At 46.3% G+C, this 24,353-nt stretch carries 22 protein-coding genes; 6 read left to right on the top strand and 16 right to left on the bottom strand.

The genetic code is table 11. From position 1 onward, the window contains the following. Window positions 1-86: 86 nt before the first annotated feature. The 12 genes from TX85_RS01590 to TX85_RS26655 all read right to left on the bottom strand — a co-directional run bounded on the left by TX85_RS01590 (window position 87) and on the right by TX85_RS26655 (window position 13,272). Window positions 87-1,010: an N-acetylglucosamine kinase gene (locus tag TX85_RS01590; protein WP_044477390.1), complete on the bottom strand. Its 924-nt coding sequence runs from the start codon at window positions 1,008-1,010 to the stop codon at window positions 87-89. A gap of 32 nt (window positions 1,011-1,042) precedes the next feature. Continuing rightward, window positions 1,043-2,608 (bottom strand): glycoside hydrolase family 3 protein, encoded by a 1,566-nt coding sequence (locus tag TX85_RS01585; RefSeq protein ID WP_049894753.1) that lies wholly within the window; start codon window positions 2,606-2,608, stop codon window positions 1,043-1,045. A gap of 111 nt (window positions 2,609-2,719) precedes the next feature. Beyond that, on the bottom strand, window positions 2,720-3,862 hold the full coding sequence (locus TX85_RS01580) for an exo-beta-N-acetylmuramidase NamZ family protein (RefSeq protein ID WP_044477389.1): 1,143 nt from the start codon (window positions 3,860-3,862) through the stop codon (window positions 2,720-2,722). 34 nt (window positions 3,863-3,896) lie between these two features. Then, window positions 3,897-4,601 (bottom strand): PIG-L deacetylase family protein, encoded by a 705-nt coding sequence (locus TX85_RS01575; protein WP_044477388.1) that lies wholly within the window; start codon window positions 4,599-4,601, stop codon window positions 3,897-3,899. Between the two features lie 2 nt (window positions 4,602-4,603). Continuing rightward, a complete protein-coding gene (locus TX85_RS01570) occupies window positions 4,604-5,575 on the bottom strand; it encodes a GNAT family N-acetyltransferase (RefSeq protein ID WP_233500584.1) in 972 nt (323 codons plus the stop codon). Between the two features lie 15 nt (window positions 5,576-5,590). Further along, a complete protein-coding gene (locus TX85_RS01565; RefSeq protein ID WP_044477387.1) occupies window positions 5,591-6,799 on the bottom strand; it encodes an anhydro-N-acetylmuramic acid kinase in 1,209 nt (402 codons plus the stop codon). Between the two features lie 4 nt (window positions 6,800-6,803). Beyond that, window positions 6,804-7,664 carry a carbohydrate ABC transporter permease gene (locus TX85_RS01560; protein WP_044477386.1) on the bottom strand — a complete coding sequence of 287 codons (861 nt, stop codon included), beginning with the start codon at window positions 7,662-7,664 and terminating at the stop codon, window positions 6,804-6,806. A gap of 18 nt (window positions 7,665-7,682) precedes the next feature. Further along, window positions 7,683-8,585 carry a carbohydrate ABC transporter permease gene (locus TX85_RS01555; protein WP_044477385.1) on the bottom strand — a complete coding sequence of 301 codons (903 nt, stop codon included), beginning with the start codon at window positions 8,583-8,585 and terminating at the stop codon, window positions 7,683-7,685. 104 nt (window positions 8,586-8,689) lie between these two features. Beyond that, a complete protein-coding gene (locus tag TX85_RS01550) occupies window positions 8,690-10,144 on the bottom strand; it encodes an ABC transporter substrate-binding protein (protein WP_044477384.1) in 1,455 nt (484 codons plus the stop codon). Window positions 10,145-10,204: 60 nt separating this feature from the next. Then, window positions 10,205-11,110 carry an N-acetylmuramic acid 6-phosphate etherase gene (gene murQ, locus TX85_RS01545; RefSeq protein ID WP_044477383.1) on the bottom strand — a complete coding sequence of 302 codons (906 nt, stop codon included), beginning with the start codon at window positions 11,108-11,110 and terminating at the stop codon, window positions 10,205-10,207. A gap of 536 nt (window positions 11,111-11,646) precedes the next feature. Beyond that, a complete protein-coding gene (locus TX85_RS01540) occupies window positions 11,647-12,510 on the bottom strand; it encodes a MurR/RpiR family transcriptional regulator (protein ID WP_044477382.1) in 864 nt (287 codons plus the stop codon). A 642-nt stretch (window positions 12,511-13,152) separates the two neighbouring features. Next, window positions 13,153-13,272: a putative holin-like toxin gene (locus tag TX85_RS26655; RefSeq protein WP_374706025.1), complete on the bottom strand. Its 120-nt coding sequence runs from the start codon at window positions 13,270-13,272 to the stop codon at window positions 13,153-13,155. 388 nt (window positions 13,273-13,660) lie between these two features. On the opposite strand from TX85_RS26655, the gene TX85_RS01535 reads away from it, so the two are divergent. The 6 genes from TX85_RS01535 (at window position 13,661) to TX85_RS01505 (ending at window position 20,681) form a co-directional block, all read left to right on the top strand. Next, on the top strand, window positions 13,661-14,359 hold the full coding sequence (locus TX85_RS01535; protein WP_044477381.1) for a response regulator transcription factor: 699 nt from the start codon (window positions 13,661-13,663) through the stop codon (window positions 14,357-14,359). A 108-nt stretch (window positions 14,360-14,467) separates the two neighbouring features. After that, complete coding sequence (locus tag TX85_RS01530; RefSeq protein ID WP_233500583.1) at window positions 14,468-15,817, top strand: sensor histidine kinase; 1,350 nt, start codon at window positions 14,468-14,470, stop codon at window positions 15,815-15,817. Between the two features lie 96 nt (window positions 15,818-15,913). Then, window positions 15,914-16,672, top strand: coding sequence for an ABC transporter ATP-binding protein (locus tag TX85_RS01525; RefSeq protein WP_187375121.1), 759 nt, complete (start codon window positions 15,914-15,916; stop codon window positions 16,670-16,672). 3 nt (window positions 16,673-16,675) lie between these two features. Next, window positions 16,676-19,078, top strand: a complete 2,403-nt coding sequence (locus tag TX85_RS01520) for an ABC transporter permease (RefSeq protein WP_044477378.1) — start codon at window positions 16,676-16,678, stop codon at window positions 19,076-19,078. Between the two features lie 968 nt (window positions 19,079-20,046). Next, entirely contained in the window at window positions 20,047-20,280 is a 234-nt protein-coding gene (locus TX85_RS01510; RefSeq protein WP_044477376.1) for a hypothetical protein, read from the top strand. Next, on the top strand, window positions 20,277-20,681 hold the full coding sequence (locus TX85_RS01505; protein WP_044477375.1) for a type II toxin-antitoxin system VapC family toxin: 405 nt from the start codon (window positions 20,277-20,279) through the stop codon (window positions 20,679-20,681). Before TX85_RS01510 ends, TX85_RS01505 begins: the two co-directional genes overlap by 4 nt. 256 nt (window positions 20,682-20,937) lie before the next feature. On the opposite strand, the gene groL is transcribed toward TX85_RS01505, so the two are convergent. The 4 genes from groL to tatA all read right to left on the bottom strand — a co-directional run bounded on the left by groL (window position 20,938) and on the right by tatA (window position 24,271). Next, window positions 20,938-22,557 carry a chaperonin GroEL gene (gene groL / locus TX85_RS01500; protein WP_044477374.1) on the bottom strand — a complete coding sequence of 540 codons (1,620 nt, stop codon included), beginning with the start codon at window positions 22,555-22,557 and terminating at the stop codon, window positions 20,938-20,940. A 62-nt stretch (window positions 22,558-22,619) separates the two neighbouring features. Continuing rightward, on the bottom strand, window positions 22,620-22,901 hold the full coding sequence (groES, locus tag TX85_RS01495) for a co-chaperone GroES (protein ID WP_044477373.1): 282 nt from the start codon (window positions 22,899-22,901) through the stop codon (window positions 22,620-22,622). A 272-nt stretch (window positions 22,902-23,173) separates the two neighbouring features. Further along, the gene (gene tatC / locus TX85_RS01490; protein WP_044477372.1) at window positions 23,174-23,947 is read right to left on the bottom strand and encodes a twin-arginine translocase subunit TatC; all 774 of its coding nucleotides are present in this window, start codon (window positions 23,945-23,947) and stop codon (window positions 23,174-23,176) included. A gap of 105 nt (window positions 23,948-24,052) precedes the next feature. Then, window positions 24,053-24,271, bottom strand: a complete 219-nt coding sequence (gene tatA, locus TX85_RS01485) for a twin-arginine translocase TatA/TatE family subunit (RefSeq protein ID WP_044477371.1) — start codon at window positions 24,269-24,271, stop codon at window positions 24,053-24,055. Between the last annotated feature and the right edge of the window lie 82 nt (window positions 24,272-24,353).

Below are 24,353 nucleotides of genomic sequence, written 5' to 3'. Positions count from 1 at the left end.
CAAGCGTTGATATCTAAAAAAGGGGGTCATGTCCAACAGTTTGGACTGACACCCCTTAATTGTCTTGGCTTTAATTGTCTTTTCTTTTAAATCTCGCCGCTCTTCGCTTTGGCTCTCCCTAACAGGACAGCGCCATAGGCTGCATCCTTAATCGGTAAGATCAGCTTGTTTTGCGGGTGGCTTTGTGCAAGCTTCCGCTCCAATGCTTCTTTCACAAAGTGCGACTTTTGCAGGACGCTTCCTGCAATCGCAATCGGGCTATCAACCAGCTTAAGCTTTTCAATCACAGGCACCACAAGCTCATAGAGATTCGCGGCGCATTGCTCCGCCAGCCTGAGCGCATGGACATCCCCCTTTTCACAGGCGGTCGTCAGGATCGGCGCAAGCTGAGCAATCTCCTTTTTCGTCGTACGCTTATCATAAACAAAGCCGATAACCTCTTGCACGGTGCCTAGTCCAAGCTGCTCATATACCATCGCTGGAACAATCGTATCCTTGACTCTTCCGTCCTCTGCTCGAACCAAAAGAGACAGAAGATCGCGTCCAATGCTATAGCCGCTTCCCTCGTCATCGATCAGATGACCAAAGCCCCCTGTGCGGTGCCGCTCTCCCATTGCATTGACCCCGAAGCAAATCGATCCTGTACCGGCAATGAGAATAATGCCTTGCAGGTCATTTTGTGCTCCATATAATGCCGTTTCTTGATCGCCCGTAATCGTTAACGGCCCATTGTATCCATTGCTGCGCAGATGCTGCTCCAATAAACGGACGACCAGCGGGTTACTTATCCCTGCAGCTCCTATACAGATATGGGCAACTGCCCGCAGATCGCCGCAGTAATGCCTCGTTCGATTAAAAATTTCTTCAAAGGAGGCAGCAATCGCATCGGCATCGCCGCCGTTATAATTAATCGGCCCTACCGTAAAGGTGAATAAGCTCTCCTCCTGGTCACGGGCAATGGTGACAGCTGTTTTGGTACCGCCCCCATCAATTCCAACGATGTACGCCATGCCCCTGTCCCCCTCTTGTTGTCCTTTATTCGCTAAAGCTGAATCGTAATCTTGGCCGTTGGCTTAACCTCGCCATTCAGAATGGGAATGAGAGATTTGAACGCATCCACCGAATACTCGAAGGCTGCAATCCCGCAAAACTCGCCTTCAAGCAAGGCTAAATCGTACGGGCGGCCTAATGTAATGGCCGTTACTTGGAGACCAGCTGCCAACAGCTTCTGAACAAGCGCAAGCTGTCCTTGGTTTTCACGTGCATTGAACAAGCCGATGACAATATGTCCGCAGCCTAGCGCCTTTTGCAACACAGTGTTAATTTGCTCCTCGCTCGGGTCAATGTCGATAATCTCATAAGCTGTCTTAAAATACTCTCCCATATACTGCGGGAAGCTGAGGTCCTGATTCACACTGCTGGACGCAAGGTCGCTGCGATAGGAGTAAGAGCCGATAAACAGCACTTGCTTGTCACCTGTCTGAACGGGCTGGACCTCTCCCTTCACGCAGCAGATCGTCTCCATACGCATGAGCTCGTTTGCGCGCCGGTGCACATCGCAGCCCACCAGCTCGTAATCCGGTTCCCCTATCGTCGCATATTGCGCTTTGTAAGCCAAAATTTTTGCAACGGCTGCATCAATCACCGCTTCATCCAAGTCGCCAGTTAATACGGCTTCCTCGATCAAATGGACCGCTTCTTTCACCCTCTCGGGGGTATGGCTGATGAATACGAGGTCAACACCTGCTTTAACCGCTCCCAACGCACCCTTTGCCGTACCATAGAAGCGTTTAATCGCATCCATTTCCAAGCAGTCCGAGACAACCAGCCCTTTAAATCCTAACTTTTCCTTCAGGATTTCAGTAATAATCGTATAAGACATGGTGCCCGGCACGCCGGACTTCTCAATTTGCGGGAATAGAATGTGCGCACTCATGATCGCCTGCGCGCCCTGTTCAATGGCAGCCTTGAACGGCAGCAGCTCAAGCTGCTCCAGTTCCTCAAGCGTTTTTTCAATGATCGGCAAGCCGATATGGGAATCTACACTTGTATCTCCGTGGCCCGGAAAATGCTTCAGTGAGGACATGACGCCGCCTTCGAGCAAGCCCTTCATCATTTGAATTCCATACTCCGATACGGTCGCAACGGAATCACCGTATGAACGTACATTGATAACGGGGTTCAAGGCGTTGTTGTTCACGTCCATCACGGGAGCCAGATTGAAATTAATCCCCAAGGCCTTTAATTCTCTGGCCGTCATTCGGCCTGCTGCATAGGCATTTTCAGGTCGTCCCGAAGCAGCGATGGCCATGGCTCCGGCCACATTGGTCGCATCTTGGGGCATGCGGGTTACCCGGCCGCCTTCTTGGTCGATCGTAATAAAGCCCGGGATCCCTGTATGCATGGCGAACCATCGCTGCAGCTCAGCCACGAGCCCGCCCAGTTGAACCTTATTTTTGATATTGTGCGAAAATAAAATGATGTTGCCGACTTGATATTGCTCGATGACCTCTTTGATCTCCGGCGTCATTTCGGGAGTTGGGAAGCCTGTAACGATCATTTGTCCGATCTTTTCACGCAGGCTCATTTGATCTATGGTTCTCATCATTATTCACCATCCTCTAGCAATCTCTATAGTTGAACTAATTAGTTACGCTGGGGGCAACGTGTGAAGTGTCACACTTATGCCTTTCTACATAGTCTTTTTTGTTCAACTTAGCTAGCGATATAAATGATACTGCTGCTTCATATCGGCAAATTGCCTGCTTTCCTCAGCAAACTGCTCGAGCAGCGGCTTGGCTTGAATATGCTCCGTGCGATATACGCTGTCTCCGCCCAGCAGATCAATGAAAGGCCGGGACCCCTCTTTTACAGGAGGCAGGAATAAAAATTCCTCATACATATCTCTAATCGCAAATAATAAGGTTACGCCCACTTCTAGCGGCTTCAAAGCCTGGATATCGGTAATATAAATCTGTACGCCGCCGCATAGCTCTCCTTGGTGCTTGGATGAGGTCGGTTTAAAATGGACTGGACGGAAGCGCACGCCCGGAAGTCTCTTCGCATTCATCTCATCCGCCAATTGCTGGGCATGAATGAACGGAGCACCAATCATTTCAAACGGGAACGTCGTCCCGCGTCCTTCAGAGCAGTTGGTGCCTTCAAACAAGCAGGTGCCTGTATATAATAAGGCTGTCTCATATCGCGGAATCCCAAGCGAAGGATGCACCCAGGTTAATCCGGTGTCCGGGAAGGACATGCTCCGCTCCCAGCCTTCCAAACGAACGACGTGCAGCGAGGCCTTCCAATTCATCTGATCATTTGCCATCGTTGCGATTTCACCCGCCGTTAATCCGTACCTGGCAGCCAGCTCGTAATTTCCAACAAAGGATTTGAAGCCCGGCTTCAGGATATTCCCTTCCACCGTTACCCCGCCAAGCGGATTCACGCGATCAAGAACAACGAATTCCACGCCTGCCTTAGCACAATCTTCAAGTGCATACAGCATCGTATAAATGAAAGTGTAATACCGCACACCGACATCTTGAATATCGTATACCATGATGTCTACTTCATTCAGCATTTCTTGGGTTAAACGCTTGGAATCTTTTCTGTATAAGCTATAGACCGGGACACCCGTAATAGGATCCATATAAGTGTCCACTAATGCCCCGGCATCCAAATCCCCGCGAACCCCATGCTCGGGGGAAAACATCGCAGCCAGATGAAAGTTTTCATGCAAGATCGTAATCGTTGATTCAAAATCCTTTGTAAGACCGGTCGGCGCCGTGATCAAGCCTACGCGCTTCCCCTCAAACAAGTCTCGGTACTTCGTGATCGAATCAATCCCGTTTAACACCATATGAATTTACCCTCCTACTCGGCCCGTTGATTAGCTACCAAAGACTGGACTGTCTAACCTTCATCGTCTCGGCAGGCACCATAAACGCTTCCGCATATTGCTTTCTTGCTTCACAGCCGCGGACAACGGCCAGCGCTTTATAGTAATCCATATATTTAAAAGATTTGCTGTTCGTTACGAACCAATGCTTACCTAGCGCCTCAATCCAGAGATCAAATGCCGCCTGATCGAAATCCACGTAGACATAAGGGACATAATCGACCGCATCCTCCCAGTTCTCGGAGTAATACAATCTTGCCGCAAAATGAGCCGGATGCTCGCGTTCAAACGTAGACAGGCTTGCGAAGAAGCGGGCATCATTTACGATATGATGGGTCAGCGCATGGTCTTTATGCATACTGTTTTTCCAGTGCGTAATAATTATGTTCGGCTTCACGCGGCGGATCACGTCGCAGACCTCCATACGGATCTGTTGATTGTCAGGCAGCTCCCCGTCGCAATAATCAAAGACTACGGCCTCCCCGCCAAGCATCTCCGCAAAAATCTGCGCCTCTTTCACCTTCTGCTGACGATATTGCTTCATGTCCTGCCCTGCCGGGACGCCTCGCTCCCCTGCAGTTAAAGCCAACGTTACGATGCGGTCTCCCTTTAAACTATGACTGGCGAGAACACCGCCCGAAGCCAGCTCTACATCACCGACATGTGCGCCAATCGCTAGAACCGTTAATTTTTCACTCATCTTCAAAGCTCCCTCCGCAATATAGAAAATTGTTTTTCAATCGTAAAGCCCGCTTTTTGATAGATTCGAAGCGCCGGATTATTGCTTCCGGTGAACAGAGAGATATATTGACAGCCCGCGTCCTGGAAGGCCTCCACCATGCGGAAAAACAAGATACTGCCGAGGCCGTGGCCCTCATGCTGCGGGTGCACCCCGATTCCGCAAAAGAAAGCCCGTCCCGTAGGCTCTAGAATAATCGGACCGGCAAAGCCGACTACTTCGCTGCCGTGTACTGCTGCGACAAGAGGCGCGCCATCCTTCACATAAGCAACAACATCCTTTTCCCACTGCGGATTTTTCAGGGCGGCAAGGGTTGCTTCAAGCCCTGTATGCAGCTCCGGGATATAAGAAGTCACAGTATAGCCTTCAGTACTCGCTTTAGCTTCCTTGCGAATTATATCTTCAGGGACGGCAAAGCTTCCGAGCTTCAAATACATGCCGCATTGGGTCGACCGGTCTTCATAGCCTCTGGCAATTAGAGCTTCGTATAGCGGCAGGTCCTTACTGATGCCCGGGGCATTATTATGCTCATGCTGAGGCGAGCTTGGAATTCTCCATTTCAGCTTAACCGGGTTAAAAAACAAGACCTCCGCCTGCTTCTTTCCAAGCTGCCGAAATCTTTCTTCTATTAAAGACAGGAATGCATCATAATGTTTCGGCGTGGCCGCATCAGCATCCACAATCACACATGTAATGTAGCCCGCCACATCCCCAAGAGGAAGCTCATCCCCGCTGCAGCCGGCTGCAAAACCCACGATCTCTTTTCCGTTACAGCCCACCCACATGCAATGGGCGTCATAATAGGGATGATCGATAAAGGTATCGTGAAACTCTTGCTCCAAAAATGGCTTGTAGTCATATTTCGTAGCCTCGCGATTCCAGAGCTCTACAACTGCCGAGCGATCTTCTATAGAATAGGGTCTGATCTGCATCATCATCCAAGCCTCCATTCAACTTCCAGGATAGGGAAATGAGACCTTCCCCATGATGACTGGGCCAGAAGCTCCGGTCACGCGCGGCATATTATTAGGCATTCGATTCATCGTGTAATATGCCAGCAGAGCAAAAGCAATGGCTTCCTTGGCATCGCTATTGCCGCCGATATCCTCCTGCGTCAGCACCTGCACCTGATGCGCCGCAAACAATCGCTGCAAATCGCGCATTAATGTCTTGTTATAGCTGCCGCCACCGCCAACTAACAGTTGCTGCGCTTGATGCTGCGGCTTAATATACCGTTCATAGCTGTCAACGATGCTCCATGCCGTTAAGCGCGTGGCCGTTGCAATCACATCCTCCGCTTTCCAGCGGTTCGTCTTCATCATTGCAATGATTTGCGCCGCATATTGTTGGCCAAACCGTTCCCTGCCGGTTGATTTGGGCAAGGGCATCGCATAATATTCATTCTGCTGCATCCACTCCAGCAGCTCGCTAATCACCTGACCGCCTGCAGCAATTTCACCGCCGGCATCCATCGTGAGCGGGGCGTACAATTGCGATACAAGCCCATCAATAATCATGTTTCCGGGGCCTGTATCAAAAGCAAATACCTGTTCAGGAGACGCATTCGCAGGCAGCACCGTCACATTGCCTATGCCGCCGATATTCTGCATTAGAAGCGTCCTTTCCGGATCGGTAAACAAGACGTACTCCGTAAAGGGGACTAATGGCGCGCCCTGTCCGCCCATCGCCATATCAGCGACTCGAAAATCGGATACGCAAGGTATTCCCGTGCGGTTCGCGATCACGGCACCTTCGCCGATCTGAACGGTATAGTGCAAATTATAGCCGCCTATAGCCTTCTCCTCCGGCGCATGATAGATCGTCTGTCCATGGGATCCTATTGCAAATATTTGCGAGGCCGAGAGTCCGCATTTCCCTATAACGGATAATGTGGCTTGGGCGTACAATTCGCCAAGCCACATATTCATTGCGCCAACCTTATCAATCGTGGCGTTAGCCGGATCAAAAAGCTCAAATATGGAATTTCTAGCTTGTACCGGAAAAGGAGTATTCTCAAAAGCCAGCAACTCAACCTCTACTCCATGCTCCCTGTCAGCCGATGGAGAAAGCTTTACTACTGCTGCATCAATACCATCTACTGATGTACCGGACATCAGGCCGACTAAGTATGCCGCATCAACTTTTGATGGTTTGTTCATTCGATTACCCCTTCACCGCTCCGACGGTTACCCCTTCAAGGAAGTATTTTTGCAGGCTGAAGAACAATATAAACATGGGAACTGCTGAAATGGTTGCCCCCGCCATCATCGGTGCAAAGTAAGTTGTATTCGCAAAGCGGAAGTTTTTCAATCCGACCTGAATGGTCTGCATATCCATCGTGTTCGTCACCAGGAACGGCCAGAAGAAGTCATTCCATGCTGCCATGAACGTCAAGATAGCTAGTACGGCCATGACGGTTTTTGATAGAGGCATAATGATGTGCCAGAAGATTTTAGGCTGAGAGCAGCCTTCGATCTTGGCAGCCTCAATAATTTCGCCTGGAATGGACGACATGAACTGCTTCACCAGGAAAATGTTATATACCGTTACTATGCTCGGCATGATCAACGCCGGATACGTATTTTGCAGATTAAAAATATTTACGATCAGAATATACAGCGGGACCTGGGTTACCTGGCCAGGAATCATCATCGATCCAAGCAAAATAGCGAACAAAATGTTTTTGCCTTTGAACTTCATTTTTGCAAAAGCGTATCCGGCAAGGGTAGCAAAAAACACGTTGGATATCGTGATGCTTGTTGCCACAATAAATGAGTTCAGTAACCAGTCCCAGGAATGTGGACTGAAGTCAAAGAAGAATTTGTAGGACTCAAATGAGATCTTCGACGGAAAGATAGAGTAGCTCATTGCACCTGCTTCTACCGGATCTCCGAACGAGGAAATGATCATGAAGTAAATCGGGAATATGGTAGCTATGGCAAACAGGATAAGGAACGTAATGATGACGCCATTACGGACGAACAGACTCCCTTTTCTACCTAAGCTATTGTTGTACAAACCCATAGGATCCTGCTCCTTTTCCTAGTATTCTACGTCATTGCCAAAGAACTTGAATTGAAGGAACGAAATAAAGGCGATAATTGCAGCTAAAAGTAATGATTGTGCTGCTGCCTCACCAAACTCGAAATATGTGAACGCATTGTTAAAGATCAACAAACCTACCATCGTTGTTGCATGGTCCGGTCCGCCGCCCGTCATCAGATAGGCGTTCTGGAATACCTGGAAGGAACCAATGACACCTGTGACAAGTAGGAATAGCGTGGTTGGCTTAAGGAAAGGAACGACGATATACCAAAGCTTCTGCAAGAATGTCGCACCGTCAATTTCAGCTGCTTCATAATAGCTGTTATCAATACCGAGCAATGCCGCCAGATAAATGATAATTGCTGTTCCATGGCTGGACAGCCAGGACATGATTACAAGTGAAAACATGGCAGTTGCACTGGAACCAAGCCAGTTCTGATTGCCCATCCCGAAAAAGCCCACAACCTGATTGGCAATACCTGATTTCAACGGATCGAAAATCCACAGCCAGACAACGGAAAGCGCAACCCCCGATGCGACGGCCGGCAAATAATAAATTGCTTTAAAGACAGTCTGCGTTCTTTTCTTGAAAGGAATAATCAAAATCGCAATTAGAAAGGAAAGAAAAATATTCATCGGAACCGTTAATAGCGTATACACCAACGTATTTTTCATTGCTTTCCAGAAAAGCTCGTCTTGAAACGAGTTCACAAAGTTCTCCAGGCCGACATACTTGGATCCTAACGGAGCGTATTCCTGCAAGCTGATAATAAAAGCATTAATGACCGGATATGCGGTAAATAAAGAAAACGCAATAAGTGCTACTGCAATAAACGCATATCCCCAACCTGAGTCGCTTTCGAGCTTCAATTTTTTTCTTTTAGTCAACGTTTGATTCATTGGGTCGCACCTCTCTTCTCCAGGCAGTACAAGCTATAGACTAATTTAGAAGGAAAGCTGTACGTTCGGATACGTACAGCTTTCGCTTACCGGTCTAAGTCAGACTAGTCAACTACAATGCCATCTTCGCCGAAGGATTTGATTGCAGCTGCTTTAACCGCATCATACATTTCTTGCGGCGTAATTTCGTTTGCAAGCAAAGCCTGCAGTTTAGGAACAATGACTTCCGTCTCGATCTTGATCGCCTCGGCAGCCTTATCCGTCGGGATATCCGTGCGAGCCGGAACCGCTTTAGCCATCATGGCTTGGTCTGCTTTAATGTTATCTTCGTTCCGAGGGTATTCCTCAAGAACTGCCGCATTACGTGCGGATTCGGTGACCGGCGATAAGAACAGCTCATTACTGTAGTTAGCCGCAATGGATCCGGAGGACAGGAAGTTGATGGCTAAGCCGATATTTTTAATGTGCTCTTCCGAGGGTTCTTTTTTACCGCGAAGCGCAATGTAACCATCGACAACGGATGTCGGGATATAGTCGGCACCGTTAAATGTAGGAACAGGAAGCGCAATGTACTCGGCTTCGATGGAATCCGCAACGGCAGAACCATCATTTGCTTTAATCTTTTCATTGTTCAGGCGCGCAGAGTTCTCGAAGCTTGCAAGGCCTTTACCTGTGATCATGGTTTGACCCGTCAAGAACATGTTCCAGCGCTTACCTGCATCGATGGAGCTCAGTTCCTTAGGCATGGAGCCATCATCGATCATTTGACGGATCGCTTCAAGCAGACCCAAGAAATTTTTGCTCGTATAAGAGAACTTAAGGTCCTCGTCAAAGTATTCCGGCAAACCGGCAGATTTGGCCATGATGCTCAGATAGTCTTTGGATGTAACACCCGACGTAGCGAATACGAATCCGTAGCGGGTTGTTTCGCCCTTGTCGTTCTTAACGACACCATTCTTGATGGCTTCACGGAATTCTTCATAAGTCCAGCCGTTTTGCTGTACGCTTCTCCAGTCGATGCCCGCTTCCTCCAGGAATTGTCTGTTGCCGCCGATAGAGTGAATAGCCAGATACGCCGGCAGACCGTATTGAGCATCGCCCAGTTGGAAGTATTTCATGGCTACTTCATCATAATCCGCTTTTACTTCATCCGAGAGTACAGGATTAAGGTCCAGAAGAACATTCAGCGCCGCATATTTAGAAATGGCCGTCGAACCTACCCAAGCAATATCCGGCGGCGAGCCTGCGTTTACTTGCGTATCCAGCTTTTGGGTCATATCTTCCCAGCTTGCCGGTTCAATTTTCAAGGTTAGATGCGGATACAATTGATTAAATTCTTTCTCCATATCGGCAAAGCGAGCTTGATAATTCGCCGATACCGGAGGCAAAAGCGCCGTAATCGTATCCTTCTTCGGCTCTGAACCCCCGTTGCTGCCGCCCGTATTTCCGTCGTTTGTAGAAGCAGAGGTGTTATTCCCGTTTCCCCCGCATGCGGATAAGAGCGACAACATCATGATTGCTGACAGAAACAATGTTAATACCCGTGTTCTTTTTTTCATGCCATACAGCCTCCTTAATCTTAGAAAATCACTTAATTCTTCTACCAACCCTTTTGCCGCCTAAACTAATGATGCAATTGCTTGTTTTAGGTGTCCTCCGTTGGCGTTAAGCGCTTGCTCCGCCTCTTGTGCCTCTAACCCCGTCTTAATCATCATGATTGCCAGCTTGCAGTTCATGGATGCTTTTTCAAGTGTTTCTGCCGCGGTTGATGCTTCTACACCCGTTGTGTTCATAATGATGCGGATCGAGCGATCGACGAGCTTAATATTGCTTGCCTTCAGGTCAACCATTAAGTTGTTGTACGTTTTCCCTAACTTGACCATCGTGCATGTTGTCAGCATATTAAGCACCAGCTTCTGAGCGGTTCCTGCCTTTAATCGGGTCGAGCCGCTGATTACCTCCGGCCCTACCACAGGTGAAATACAGACATCTACAATGGGTTCGAACTTCGAGCCTTTGTTGTTGCAGACGCCAATCGTAGCTGCTCCAAGCTCCCTTGCTTTCGCTAAAGCAGCAATGACGAAGTTTGCACTGCCGCTCGCCGAAATCCCAACAAGTACATCTTTGTCTGTTACACCGATGCTTTCGATTAAGGCGATTCCCCCATCCGCATCGTCTTCACAGCCCTCCACCGCAGTGCGCAAAGCAATATCGCCACCAGCAATATGTCCTTGCACCAAGGAAGGATCTGTACCAAAGGTAGGCGGACATTCGGAAGCATCCAAAACGCCTAATCTTCCTGATGTGCCGGCTCCTATGTAAAACATTCTTCCACCATTCGATAACCTATGGTGCAGAATATCTACCGCCTTTGCAATTTGCGGAATTTCCTCAGCTATAGCCGCGGGGACCAATGCATCTTGTTGGTTCATTAGCTGGATCATTTCTTCCGTCGTACATTCATCAATCATTAATGTGTCTGGATTCACAGCTTCTGTTGTTAATCCCGCAAGGTAGTCATTCATAGCTATCCTCCTTCTTGCCAGCTTAAATCTCACACAGATATAACAATAGGTGTTAATTTAACTAACAAATTTCATGCTCCTATACTAATATACAACGGGTCGTTTCGTCAATAGATTTTGAAACTAAATTTCATTAGGAAATTAAATTCTGATGTTTTATTTCATACTTTACACACTCTGTTATATCACATTTATAAAACGCTTACAAGACGAAATCTGAATTTTAATTAAACGCTTACAACAGTATAGATAAAGGCATCCCTTTTAAAAAGGAAAAGTCACTTCCCTGTTCATAAACTCCACTTCAAAAGAGCCGGCGCTTACTAAAAAGGCCATTCATTTTAATGACTTTATTCTTTAAATTCCTCTCATATCTGACCTAGATCCATCCTATACTGGCTAAAGTTTAACTTGTATTTTATGTAGCTAACCTGACATCAAGACAAAAAAAAGGCATCCCGCGTCATTCGTTAATGACTGCGAGTTGCCCAAATATTCGTTACTGCCCATTAAAAATCAAAAATCCAGGGATTAGATTAATTTCTAAGCTTTTTCTTTAATATATTGTGCGTCTTTGTTAAGTAGGTTTTCACTTGCTCATACTCTGCGCTTGCCACACCGGCAAACAAGATATCAATGATCGTAAGCATCGCGATCCGCGAGCCCATGGCGCCGCTGCGGATAGTGATTTCCGGTGTAGATATACTCAAGACAATATCCGCCCGCTCTGCGAGCTCACTTTTATTGTACTTCGTAATTGCAATGCATTTCGCTTTGTTCCTTTGAGCAATCTCCAGTGCATCAAGAATATCGCTAGTTGCTCCAGAGTTGGAAATAAAGATGGCAACATCATCCTTCTCAAGTAAAGTTGCTGCCGTAAGCTGACTATGTCCATCCGTATAAGCGTGGCACATCTTATTAATTCTAGAAAACTTTTGTTGCCCGTCCATGCCAATAATTCCGGAGGCGCCTATTCCGAAGAAAACAATTCGCTTACTATGACGCAGTAACTCTACGGCTCTTGCAATTTCTTTTCGATCAATAACACTAAGCGTATCCTCAATGGACTTGATATTATTCAAGGAGATATTTGAAATAATTGTCGAAAGATCATCGCCCGGCCGAATATCGGTATATTGAGCTCTTGCATCCTCGTCACGAGAACCCAAAGAAGCGGATATACTCACAATAAAATTGCGGTATCCGCTGTAACCCATCGTCTTGCAGAAGCGAAGGACAGAAGCATCGCTTGTCTTACTCGATTGAGCCAATTCCTTAATCGACAGATGAGGGATTTCTTCCGTATTTTCCAGGATATAATCTCCAACCAATCGTTCAACCGGAGTAAAGCTCTCTCTCATTTCACGAATTTTAATTAATATATTGTCATTTAAACTCATAATCTACCTACTCTAGATTTAGTTAACATCTTTAGTAACATCATAATCAAAATTACCAACTTATTTCAATAGCAAAATACACTTTGCATATTCAAGGCTATAGATCGGACTAACAATTGAGCATGCCGGGGCAACGTAGGAGTGTTCTAAAACTTCACACTTTTGCCTGAATATGTAGATTTTTTAGTTTAACTTATTTAGATATCTAAAAAGACCTTGGCAAACCGTAGAATTTAATCCCAGTCTCTTAAAAGTGTTAATTTTACATCACGTGTCCATAACATCTGTAGTTTATTAAATCATTCCGCCTAACATTTATTCAGTTTTATCCTTATTCTAAACCATTCCCTATAGCCCTTATACTCCCATTTGCTGTCTCATCTCAAAGCAACGATATCTATTCCCTAGCTTTGTTTTCTCTTTACTTGTATGCATTCTCGTTCATAGCTAAGTCCTCTGACATAGCCGCGCTTGAACGACTGTTCCGTCTTGAGGTATATTTCGCTGTATGCTATGATAACAATAGAAAAAGGAGCCGTGCTGGATACACGGACTCCCCGGTACACGTACCGCTTTAAAGAGCGGTCGGCTTTGCTAGGTTTTACGGCTCGAAATAGACCGCATCCCTTTGCTCAGGGCGGTCTATTTCTTTGTGTGCTGATTGATCGCTACGACGATGGCCACCACCAGCGTCAGCAACGCAATAACAAGCGCCCCAAAGCTGATCATGATCGTCAAAGCATCCTTAATCTCCACAGGCATCACCTCCCTTCCGGGAGACTTAGCCGACCGTCCTTTTTAGCCAGTTCATGTACAAGTTCTATTATAGCAGAGCCTAAAAATTAGTACATGAAAGATATATGATAATAGCTCATTCTGTATTCCCTGATCGTATCCATTCATTCCGTTTTCGGGTATAATTCTTTATAAGTAAAGATAGAAAATTATTGATATTCTGTAGTTAATGCGTTTTCCAGAGTAAGTACGGAAAACGCATTAACTTTATTCCATATACCCGAGTTTGATAATGCTGACTATATAATCGTAAGAACACTTCACACGTTGCCCCCAGAACGTAATATTCAGTAGTTCAACTTATATAGTATAAAATAATAGAGAAAGTACGCCTAAAACAAATGGAGAGTTGACCATGGAGCAAGTCCGTAAAATCCTCATTATTGAAGATGAGCAAGATATTTCGCGTATTTTGAGAGATTATTTAGCAAAAAACAAATATGAGGCTGCCATTGCAGGGAACGGAAAAGACGGCTTGCAGATGTTGGAGCTGCTGCAACCGGATTATATTATTCTCGATATTATGCTCCCGGATATGGATGGCATTGATTTATGCAGGGAAATCAGGCGCAGAAATAATGTGCCCATTCTTATTTTAAGCGCTAGAGGCAGCGATATAGATAAAGTTCTGGGACTTGGCTTCGGAGCCGACGATTATATGACCAAGCCATTTTCTTTAAGTGAATTGCTGGCCCGAATTAATGCCCACTTCCGCAGATATGAAATGATTACTGGCGAGCGGCAAGATCCTGACAAGCTACATTTAGGCAGGCTGATGATTGATAAAAAGGCTTATAAGATAACGATAGACGGCAAAGAGGCTGCGCTGTCGGCCAAAGAGTTCGAGATGCTCCACTATCTGGCAAGCCACAAAAATCAAGTGTTCTCCAAAGCTCAACTGCTTGACGCGGTTTGGGGATATGCGGCATACGGGGATGAGAACACAGTAACCGTATATATCCGCAGGCTCCGGGAAAAGATTGAGGCCGATCCATCGAACCCGGTCTATCTGAAGACAGTATGGGGCGTCGGATATAAATTTAGTTTGGACTAATCTACGATTGGAGCATACTTCATGTCATTGAGCAGTTGGTCTAGGAACTGGTTCAGGGCCGTCATAATTTGTCTGACCATAATAACAGGCTGCAGTATAGGTCTTTTTATGTACATCGATACTGGTGACAGTGCCTCCGATCCCAAGTATGTTATCAACCAAGTTCGGATAACCGTTAATCCGATCATGCTTTATCTGGAGCAACATGCGGACAAGCTTGATGATGCTGGGGTTCGGGAGCAACTTAACACATTAACGCAAGCTAACCATGTTGAAATGATGTATACAAATCCTGCTGGTACGGTTTCCTTCCAAACAGCAGGCCTCCCCCCGATTCAAAAAATCGATTTACATACTGATCTTCACTATGACATGCACTCTGCTTTGCAAGCAGGAGAATACTTTGAAATTGCTTTTCCTGTCATTAGCGGAACGCCCCCGACCCAAATAGGAAATGCTATTTTTACTGTGCCTGAAAACATCATTCTCGAACAGAATACCAACACTATCCCCCTATTGCTTTTCCTTGCTGCAATACTGCTCTCTCTGAGCCTAGTTGTTCTATTCAATTCAATTAAAAGAAAAATGGAACTGCACCTGATATCCCCGGTTCAAACATTGAAGCAGCATGCTGAAGCCATCCTGAAGGGGAATTACGAGCAGCAGATTCAATACGCCAGAATGGATGAACTGGACGAATTATTTGGGATGTTTGATTTGATGAGAGAAGAAATTAAGCATCTGAACATACAGAGGATCAAGCAGGAGCAAGCGCAAAAAGAACTGATTTCAAATATCTCCCATGATCTAAAAACTCCGATTACAACCGTGAAGGCTTACATAGACGCGATTCTTGAGGGCATTTGTCCGGACCCGGAAACGATGTTGGAATACGTTGAAGTCATGCGAACCAATACGGATAAAATAGCAAGGCTTGTGGATGACCTGCTTATTCATGCCTTACAGGAACTAGGGCAGATTTCGGTAGATCCTCGTGAACAGTATAGCCAGGAACTATTGCAGCATATGCTCAAACCTATCGGTCATTATGTCCGTTCTAATGGCCTGGTTTACGTAGAACCTGAGAATATCCCAAACGTTCTGATCAATATCGATACCGTGCGGATCGAGCAAGTGATCTCCAATCTAGTATCCAACGCGTTAAAGCACACCGCTCCCGGGGACACCATCATGATCAAAGCCGAGTTAGAGACGGGACATTTGAAGATTACGATTGCCGATACAGGCAAAGGAATCCGGCCCCAGGATATGCCTTTTATATTTGAGCGTTATTTCAAAGGACAAGCAAGCACCGCCTACCGGGAGCATGCTTTGGAGGGATCAGGCTTAGGTCTTTCGATTTGCAAAACTATTATTGAAGCTCACGGCGGTCAGATTTCTTTTACAAGCAAAGAGGGGCAAGGAACTACATTCCATTTCACTCTTCCTAACTGTTAAATTCGCAGCAGTAATATTTTATTAATAACTTGATAAGCCTTTTTAAATATTCGGCACCTATACTGTTGCTTAAACAGAAAAACGGGAGTGATGCAAATGTCCGGAACGGTAATTATCCGCGCCCAAAATCTATGTAAGACATACAATGCCGGAAGCGAGCAGCATCATGCGATCCGCAATATTGACCTGGAAATCTATGAAGGGGAGTTTACTGTCATCATGGGGAATTCCGGGTCGGGAAAGTCAACCCTGCTGTACCTGCTTAGCGGGCTGGATAATGTTAGTGCGGGTGAGGTCTACTTCCGCGAGCAACGTATTGATGCTTATAGCGAACAAGAGATGTCCGATTTCCGCACCAAGAGGATAGGTTATATTTATCAAAGTATAAACCTTGTGCCTGATCTTTCAATTATGGACAACGTTTCCTTACCGGGCTATATTGCCGGATATAAAAAGAACAAAGTGAAGGCTAAAGCGAATGAATTGCTCCGTTCCATGGGGATCGACAGCCTGAATAACCGCCTTCCTTCCCAAACCTCGGGTGGACAACAGCAACGAGCGGCGATTGCCCGGGCATTGATTAATTCTCCCGACATCATCTTCGCGGATGAGCCGACCGGAAGCTTGAATTACGATCACGGCAAAGCCGTACTCGACATTCTAAGCGGTATAAATCGTCAGGGGCAGTCGGTCGTTATGGTTACTCACGACATTAAAGCAGCCTGTAGGGCTGACCGGCTTTTTTATATCCGGGACGGTAAAATCGGCGGAATTCTGGAGTTTGAGAAATACGACGCTAATCATAGCCAGGAACGGGAAGCCCTGATCTTCTCCTTCGTTTCGAGAAAGGAGTAAATGATGGGTGCAGTTTGGAGGCTTAGCTTATCCTATTTAAAAAAAAGCAAGGTTCAAAATCTGTTTATCGCCTTACTCATCCTGCTATCCACGTTGTTGGTCTCCACGGCGGCGATCATTATTGCCAATACCGGTAATCTGTTCACCGAAATGCATAGCCGCACAAACGGATCTCATCAAATCCTGACGCTTGAAAAAGGGCATCATGACCCGCAATTTGTCCATGATTGGTGGGCTGCACAGGATGGCGTCGAAGTAACAAAACTGCTGCAATATCGTGCTTTGTCGGGAATCTCTCATCAGGGTCAGGACTTTCCGAACCTTTATTTGTTCATGATGAATACCCCTGCTTCTCCTCTGGGCGTAGATGAGCTTGTTTTCTCGCAAGGCATGGTAAGCTCTACTCCGGAGAAGGGAGCGATATGGGTTCCCACTTCCATGGCTAACTCCTACAATATTTCCGTAGGCGACACGATCAGCTTCAAAGCCGGAGCCACCACACTGGAGTTGCGGGTGTCTGCCATTGTTGTGGATGTTCCTTTCGGCGCACCATTCTCAAATACCTCACGTATCTGGATGAACAGCGATGATTATCAAGGGAAACTCACGGCTTTGCCAGGCAATGATAATTATTTGATCGGGCTTCGCTTTGCTGATTACAGCAACAATAGGGACTATTGGGAGGTTTTTGAAAAAGATCTAGGCACCCCGTTCCTCGAATCGAAAATGGAGTTTGAAAGCATATTATCTTTTTACCTGATCATTAATCGGATCATCGGATTTGTTATGATTTTCTTGGGCATGGTCATGATGCTGATTGCGCTCATTACCATTGGCTTTACCATCTCCGATTCCATTCTGGCCAATTACAAAACCATTGGGGTACTCAAATCATTAGGCCTGACGTCCCGTAGAACAATCGCTACCTATGTCATGCTGTATTCGTTTCTTTCGTTTGTTTCCATACCGCCCGGATTGGTACTTAGTACCCTGTCGTCCCGGCTTATCCTTACCTTCTCGCTATCTTCGCTTAAGACAGCCGATACCGATCTCAGAATTCAAGGCTTCGGCGCCGCCATGCTCATAGGGCTGATCTTATTCGCCCTGGTTATTTTGTTCGTGGTGCTGTATGCAAAGAAAGCGCGTAAGATACAACCAGTACAAGCGATTCGTTATGGCATGTCGGAAACGGACAACAGCAAAATCAGCCGCAGAATGAACTCGGCCGGCGTTCGACGGCTTGGATTCGGTCATTTTCCCGCCACCGTTGTTATCGGTCTAAGGAACCTGATCAAGAATATTAAAGTGTCCGTTCTCATGTTGATATTGACCACGATGGCTTCCTCTGTATTGGTACTGGGGTATGTTCTGATAAGCAGCATTACCGGCATTCAGCATACAGCAGCGAAATGGGGTTATGACAACGCCAATATCGCAGCCGTGATTGTTAACAAAACCGAGTTCCCCCGTGCCGAATTCGAGCAAGTCCTAAATGCCGATTCCAGAATTGCTAATTATGGCTGGCAGGCTAATATAACAGGGATCATCAGTTCAGAAGCTAAACCGGATACAGTTGGTCAATCGCTGAGTATCTCTATTAGCGTTCTTGACGGAGACTACCGGCAATTAGGATTTGAAACCTTGAGCGGAAACAATCCGCGCCTGCCAAATGAAATTGCCCTTGGCGTAAACGTGGCGAAAATGTTGAATAAGAACCTGGGCGACGTGATAGATGTATATATTGAAGGTAAGCAGCAGACCTTTATCATCACGGGAATTTATCAAGCCATAGCCAATATGTCCATTTCTGGACGCACTACGATGGATGCTGTTAGAACGGTTAATCCGACCTACAATGATGTGGATGTGGTATTTATTAATGTGAACGGCCTTAATCAGGCGGATACGGTGGCGGATGCATTGAATATTAGCTTTAAAGCTTCCACATCAGTAGTAACACAACAGACGCTGCTGGATTCCGTCTTTAAAGAGGCGTCCAACATTTTAATCTTCCCGATGAGTCTGATGGGTCTGCTATTTGTACTCGTTACGTTCATCATTATTTTCAGTACCTGCCGCATTAATATTCGGAGAGAAAGTAAAACCTATGGCATTTATAAATCGGTCGGCATGGCCTCTAACCGCTTAAGATGGTCAATAACTTTGGGAATCGCCGCTCTATCGGCGATCGGAGCCATACTTGGCATCGCGGCAGGCGTTTATTTGCTACCCACCCTGCTGGAAACGGTTCTTGCCGGATACGGCATTGTTCATTTGCCAATTGTTCTGAACTGGGGCGGAATTCTGCTCATCGCCAGCATCAACATCATCTCCGCCGCTCTGGGAGCCTGGGTCTCATCCAATGTCATCCGTAAAGCATCGCCTCGTATTCTTGTTGTGGAATAAGTGATTTACTTAAAATGCAACAGTTGACTACACTCGTAGGCAATTAGGTCTTTGAATGATTCGATGAAACATGCGGCTGCCAGCCCCTAATCTGTTTGCATTTTTCTTCAAGCTGTTGCGCGAGTTATCGGGATTCGTGCAACAGCTCTTCAAGTCCGCCCAGATTTAAAACTTCGAATTTAGCAGTAGTGTTGTTTCTTTCTTCCATTGGGTTTCCTCCTTTCAGGCAAAATAAAGAGCCTGCAGCTATGGCAGACTCGTGGTATAATTTGGCTTGTACAACTGAACTTGGGTGGGAAGTATTGCCTCCGGACGGAGGTGATGCTTATCCTATTTTCGTTTTCAGAAGTCATGATGCTCGGAATGTTTGTCCTTGCACTCCTCACTTATCTGAATAAACGAAAATAACCCGCCCAGGTTAGCGCCAGGGGAACGGGTTATTTTCAAGCTCATTCTTGGAGGTATTCCACCCAAGTGTTGTGCAGGGAGCTGGTGGCGACCAGCTCCTTATTTCTATTATTATCGTAACACAACGTATGGCATACCTCAATATCGTAATAATTGAAGAGGGTGTCCCAAAAGAAAACTTTGGAACACCCTCTCTTCATGCGCTATTACAGGGTTTTTGTACCCTTTATTACATCATGCCGCCCATGAGACAAATGCGATTTCATGGGTTTTTTGAGTATTTTGGCGGACTATTTGTCCGGTTTTCTAGAAAATTTGGTTCGATAACTCCGTTTGAATACGATGCATGCTTAGAGTTCGTGGGCAAAATGTGGGCAAGTTGTGGGCACTAACATTAATCCCAATAGTACAAGAAAGGCACACGATAACAGCTCGTTCTGTGCGCCGCGGCCGTATCCATTCATTACATTATCGGGTATAATTGTTTATAAGTAAAGATCGAAGAAGATCGCGAGAACGAAACAATTTAGCAACATATTTTGATAAAGGAGTGGTTCTCCATGTCAATGGTACGCAAACTCCATCCTCATATAGCAAAAGACTTAAGGGAGTTTTTATCTGAAAACAATATTTCCACCAAGAAGCTTGTCATAGACCTTGAAGCAGAAACCATCGAGGACTATGATGATTACTCAGTAGATGACATTTTAAGTGTGGCTGGAATTCTGAAGCCCGGGGAAGCGCAAGAATTATTAAACCACATTCAGGAGTCACGGGAGGGCTGGGGAAAGTGACCCGCAACCACTCCGGATATTTATTCGATTCCAACATCGTCATCGCCATTCTGGACAACGATCATGCCGCTGTAAAATTAGTACGACAAGCCCAAGAAGAACAACGACGGATATTCTTTTCGACGATTACGGAATGTGAAGTACTGAGCGGTGTCAAACACAATCAGTTCTTAATCGCAGAAAGACTATTCTCCCATAGGCATATGATACACGTCGATTCCGCTGTCTCAAGAAAAGCAGCTTCCATGCAAAGCGAACAGAGAAGCAAGGGTCGGAAAATAAAAACTCCTGATGCACTCATTATTGCAACTGCCTTTACAGCTAATTTGGTACTGGTTTCCCGGGATTCAGACATGAACTTTGTTACGAATGAGTATGGGATGACTTTGTTGAAAATATAGGCTTCCTGTTATGTAGCTATATTATTTGTTAGTACAATTTTAGTATGATTATCAAAATGATAAAAAGTGGCTATACCATCTATCTCATTTGAATTCAACCGTCTTGTTAAACTCAAATCATCATCTCCTTAGTTAAAAATAGAAGACACCTTAGAGTGATTTCCATCACACTAAGGTGTCTTTATTTTACACAATGTGGGCAATCCAGGTTTCTCCGAGGAGAAACCCTTACCACACACGGCTTTGCAGACCTTTATTACATCATGCCGCCCATTCCGCTCATGTCAGGAGCGCTGGCTTTTTCCGGTTCAGGCTTGTCGGCAATAACGGCTTCAGTTGTCAGGAACAGACCTGCCACGGAAGCTGCGTATTGCAGCGCGGAGCGGGTAACCTTGGCAGGGTCAACGATCCCTGCGTCAAACATGTTCACCCATTCGCCGGTAGCTGCGTTGTAGCCGATGCCTACTTCTTCTTTCTTCAGGCGGTCCACAATAACGGAGCCTTCTTCACCAGAGTTCGCTGCAATTGTGCGAACAGGCTCTTCCAGAGCGCGAAGCACGATGTTAGCGCCTGTCTTCTCGTCGCCGCTAAGCTCAAGAGCAGAGACTGCGCCGTATACGTTCACGAGGGCTACGCCGCCGCCGGATACGATACCTTCTTCTACTGCAGCGCGAGTTGCATTCAGAGCATCCTCAATGCGCAGCTTGCGCTCCTTCAGTTCGGTCTCGGTTGCCGCGCCGACTTTGATAACGGCTACTCCGCCAGCCAGCTTCGCCAGACGCTCTTGCAGCTTCTCCTTGTCGAACTCGGAAGTGGTCTCTTCCAGTTGAGCACGGATTTGGTTCACACGAGCTTGGATATCGCTCTTGTCGCCGCTTCCGTCAACGATTGTGGTATTTTCCTTAGTCACGATAACTTGACGAGCATTACCCAATTGTTCTACAACGGTGCTCTTCAGATCAAGGCCAAGCTTCTCGGTAATCACCTGTCCGCCAGTCAGAGCTGCGATATCTTGCAGCATTGCCTCACGACGGTCGCCGAAGCCAGGCGCTTTGACTGCTACCGCATTGAAGGTTCCGCGCAGTTTGTTCACGATGAGCATCGCTTGCGCTTCGCCTTCCAGATCCTCGGCAATAATCAACAGTGGTCTGGATTGTTGTACGATTTTTTCCAACAGCGGCAAGATTTCTTGTGTGCTGCTGATTTTCTTGTCTGTAATCAAGATATACGGGTTATCGAGTACGGCTTCCATCTTATCCGTATCGGTAATCATGTATGGAGATACATAGCCGCGGTCGAATTGCATCCCTTCAACCACTTCAAGCTCTGTAGCGAAGCCGCGGGATTCTTCAACGGTAATAACGCCGTCTTTGCCCACTTTTTCCATCGCTTCAGCAATCAGTTCGCCCACTTCTTCGTCGGCGGCAGAGATCGCAGCAACTTGAGCGATCGATTGTTTGCCTTCGATCGTCTTGGAAATTTTCTTCAATTCCTCAACGGCAGTACGAACCGCCTTGTCGATCCCTTTACGCAATCCGATCGGGCTTGCACCTGCAGTTACGTTCTTCAAACCTTCACGGATGAGGGCTTGAGCAAGTACCGTAGCAGTTGTTGTACCGTCACCGGCTACGTCATTCGTCTTGGTTGCTACTTCTTTAACGAGCTGAGCGCCCATGTTTTCGAAAGCATCTTCCAATTCGATTTCCTTCGCAATCGTCACACCGTCATTAGTAATGAGCGGGCTGCCGAATTTCTTCTCCAGAACGACGTTGCGTCCTTTAGGTCCAAGCGTAACTTTAACTGCATCTGCCAATGTATCTACCCCGCGAAGCATTGCGCGGCGGGCGTCTTCACTGAATTTAATTTCCTTAGCCATTGAATAATTACCTCCCTGGAATATGATGATGAGCTGCTAATTCTCTATGCCACTTTGCTTGCTTAGCCGATAATGGCGTGAATGTCGCTTTCTTTCATAATCAAATATTCTTTGCCTTCATACTTTACTTCCGTACCGGCATACTTGGAGAACAAGACACGGTCGCCTTCCTTCACTTCTAGTGGAATTCGAGCACCGTCCTTCAGCGCACCGCTGCCTACTGCAACGACTTTACCTTCTTGTGGCTTCTCCTTCGCTGTATCCGGAAGCACAATCCCGAAAGCAGTAGTTTCCTCTTGTTGGATTGGTTCTACCAATACGCGTTCACCTAAAGGTTTGATCATGAAAAATAGCCTCCTTTAAATATGTTGTGTAGAGTGAATTAAATTAAACTATGTATTAGCACTCAACAACATCAAGTGCTAATAACCAATAATTATGATACTCAACTTAGAAACGAATTTCAAGTCCCTTCTTCAATTTAGCTGCAATTTTTGCTTAGCCTCGGACAGCCCTTCACCATTCTATCCCTTGGACTAGAAAACTATTCCAATAAGTGAAGCGACTATAGAAAAAGCACCCCTTTATTCCGGGTGCCCTAATCAGCGCGCATTCATCAATTGGAGGAAGCAGCCTTTTCGTTTCTCTCCGCATCCTTTGCCTGCTGCCGCTTATACACTCTGCCGGATAAAACCACACTGAATTCATACAGAATGATCAGCGGGATCAGGACCAAAAACGCAGAGAAAAAATCGGCCGGCGTAATCATCACCGAGATCACCACGAGAATGAAATAAGCAACTCTCCGCATCTTTTTCAGACGTGTCGGATTCAACAGCCGAAGCTGCGTAAGAAATAAAATAATTAACGGCAGTTCAAACAATAGAGAGATCGGAAGAACAATATTCATTAGAAATGTAAAATAATCTGCCATCCCGTAAGTTTCGACAAGGCCCAACTCCTTGTTTACTGTTCCGGTAAAGGTCATGGCCAAGGGGAAGACAACAAAATATCCAAAGGCTAGGCCCAGAATAAACAAGATGAAGACAAAAGGAATATAGCGCAATGTAGCCTTACGTTCCCTAGGCTTCAGACCCGGACTGACAAAGGCCCAGATTTGGTACAAGGTAAACGGAAGAGTTACGGCCAACGCAACCAGCATGGAGATCTTCATATAGACGCCAACGCCATCCCAGAACGAAAAGGCATTTAACTCAATAATGACTCCGGACAGCACATTTATGGTCATGTAATGATAGATCGGATCAACGATAAAAAAAGCTCCCACAAGTACCAGGACAAACACCATTAACACATAAACCAGCCTGCGCCGGAGCTCAGTCAGATGATCTACCACCGTCTGCTGCTCACGCGCTTTGTCCTCACTCATCCAACTACCTCCCTTACTCAGCAGGAATTGTCTCCGCAACAAGCAATATCATGGAAATGTCCCTCCCTGTAACAGGAAGGGACACTCAAATACAATATAGACTGGCTATTCAGGTAAGCGCCTCGTATCCCGCTTCTCGCTCTGAGCTTCTGTTGAGACTGATTCCGCTTCTGGCTTGGCGACAGGTGAATCCTCCGCAATATCACGGGTAGCCTCTTTAAATTCTCGGTATGTACGACCGACAGCCCGCCCCAGTTCCGGTAACTTATTCGGTCCAAAGAGCAGCAGTGCCGCTATGATAATAAGTAGGAGTCCGCCTGACATGATTATTCTCCCCCTCCGAAAACCCTTTCATCAATATAGTAATAACATAACCTATATCACAGAATTAGTCCATCGGTGTGAC

This window comes from Paenibacillus antibioticophila (assembly GCF_000455265.1).
In the GTDB taxonomy this organism is placed as follows: Bacteria; Bacillota; Bacilli; order Paenibacillales; family Paenibacillaceae; genus Fontibacillus; species Fontibacillus antibioticophila.
This window is presented reverse-complemented; position numbering and strand designations above follow the sequence as displayed.

Coding starts and splice junctions, on each gene's coding strand:
- TX85_RS01570 (WP_233500584.1), bottom strand. CDS start 5,575: ATGATGCAGATCAGACCCTATTCTATAGAAGATCGCTCGGCAGTTGTA.
- TX85_RS01510 (WP_044477376.1), top strand. CDS start 20,047: ATGTCAATGGTACGCAAACTCCATCCTCATATAGCAAAAGACTTAAGG.
- groL (WP_044477374.1), bottom strand. CDS start 22,557: ATGGCTAAGGAAATTAAATTCAGTGAAGACGCCCGCCGCGCAATGCTT.
- TX85_RS01580 (WP_044477389.1), bottom strand. CDS start 3,862: ATGGTGTTAAACGGGATTGATTCGATCACGAAGTACCGAGACTTGTTT.
- TX85_RS01565 (WP_044477387.1), bottom strand. CDS start 6,799: ATGAACAAACCATCAAAAGTTGATGCGGCATACTTAGTCGGCCTGATG.
- TX85_RS01560 (WP_044477386.1), bottom strand. CDS start 7,664: ATGGGTTTGTACAACAATAGCTTAGGTAGAAAAGGGAGTCTGTTCGTC.
- TX85_RS01590 (WP_044477390.1), bottom strand. CDS start 1,010: ATGGCGTACATCGTTGGAATTGATGGGGGCGGTACCAAAACAGCTGTC.
- tatA (WP_044477371.1), bottom strand. CDS start 24,271: ATGTCAGGCGGACTCCTACTTATTATCATAGCGGCACTGCTGCTCTTT.
- TX85_RS01525 (WP_187375121.1), top strand. CDS start 15,914: ATGTCCGGAACGGTAATTATCCGCGCCCAAAATCTATGTAAGACATAC.
- groES (WP_044477373.1), bottom strand. CDS start 22,901: ATGATCAAACCTTTAGGTGAACGCGTATTGGTAGAACCAATCCAACAA.
- TX85_RS26655 (WP_374706025.1), bottom strand. CDS start 13,272: ATGCCTGTGGAGATTAAGGATGCTTTGACGATCATGATCAGCTTTGGG.
- TX85_RS01575 (WP_044477388.1), bottom strand. CDS start 4,601: ATGAGTGAAAAATTAACGGTTCTAGCGATTGGCGCACATGTCGGTGAT.
- murQ (WP_044477383.1), bottom strand. CDS start 11,110: ATGAATGACTACCTTGCGGGATTAACAACAGAAGCTGTGAATCCAGAC.
- TX85_RS01535 (WP_044477381.1), top strand. CDS start 13,661: ATGGAGCAAGTCCGTAAAATCCTCATTATTGAAGATGAGCAAGATATT.
- TX85_RS01520 (WP_044477378.1), top strand. CDS start 16,676: ATGGGTGCAGTTTGGAGGCTTAGCTTATCCTATTTAAAAAAAAGCAAG.
- TX85_RS01540 (WP_044477382.1), bottom strand. CDS start 12,510: ATGAGTTTAAATGACAATATATTAATTAAAATTCGTGAAATGAGAGAG.
- TX85_RS01530 (WP_233500583.1), top strand. CDS start 14,468: ATGTACATCGATACTGGTGACAGTGCCTCCGATCCCAAGTATGTTATC.
- TX85_RS01555 (WP_044477385.1), bottom strand. CDS start 8,585: ATGAATCAAACGTTGACTAAAAGAAAAAAATTGAAGCTCGAAAGCGAC.
- TX85_RS01585 (WP_049894753.1), bottom strand. CDS start 2,608: ATGATGAGAACCATAGATCAAATGAGCCTGCGTGAAAAGATCGGACAA.
- TX85_RS01550 (WP_044477384.1), bottom strand. CDS start 10,144: ATGAAAAAAAGAACACGGGTATTAACATTGTTTCTGTCAGCAATCATG.
- tatC (WP_044477372.1), bottom strand. CDS start 23,947: ATGAGTGAGGACAAAGCGCGTGAGCAGCAGACGGTGGTAGATCATCTG.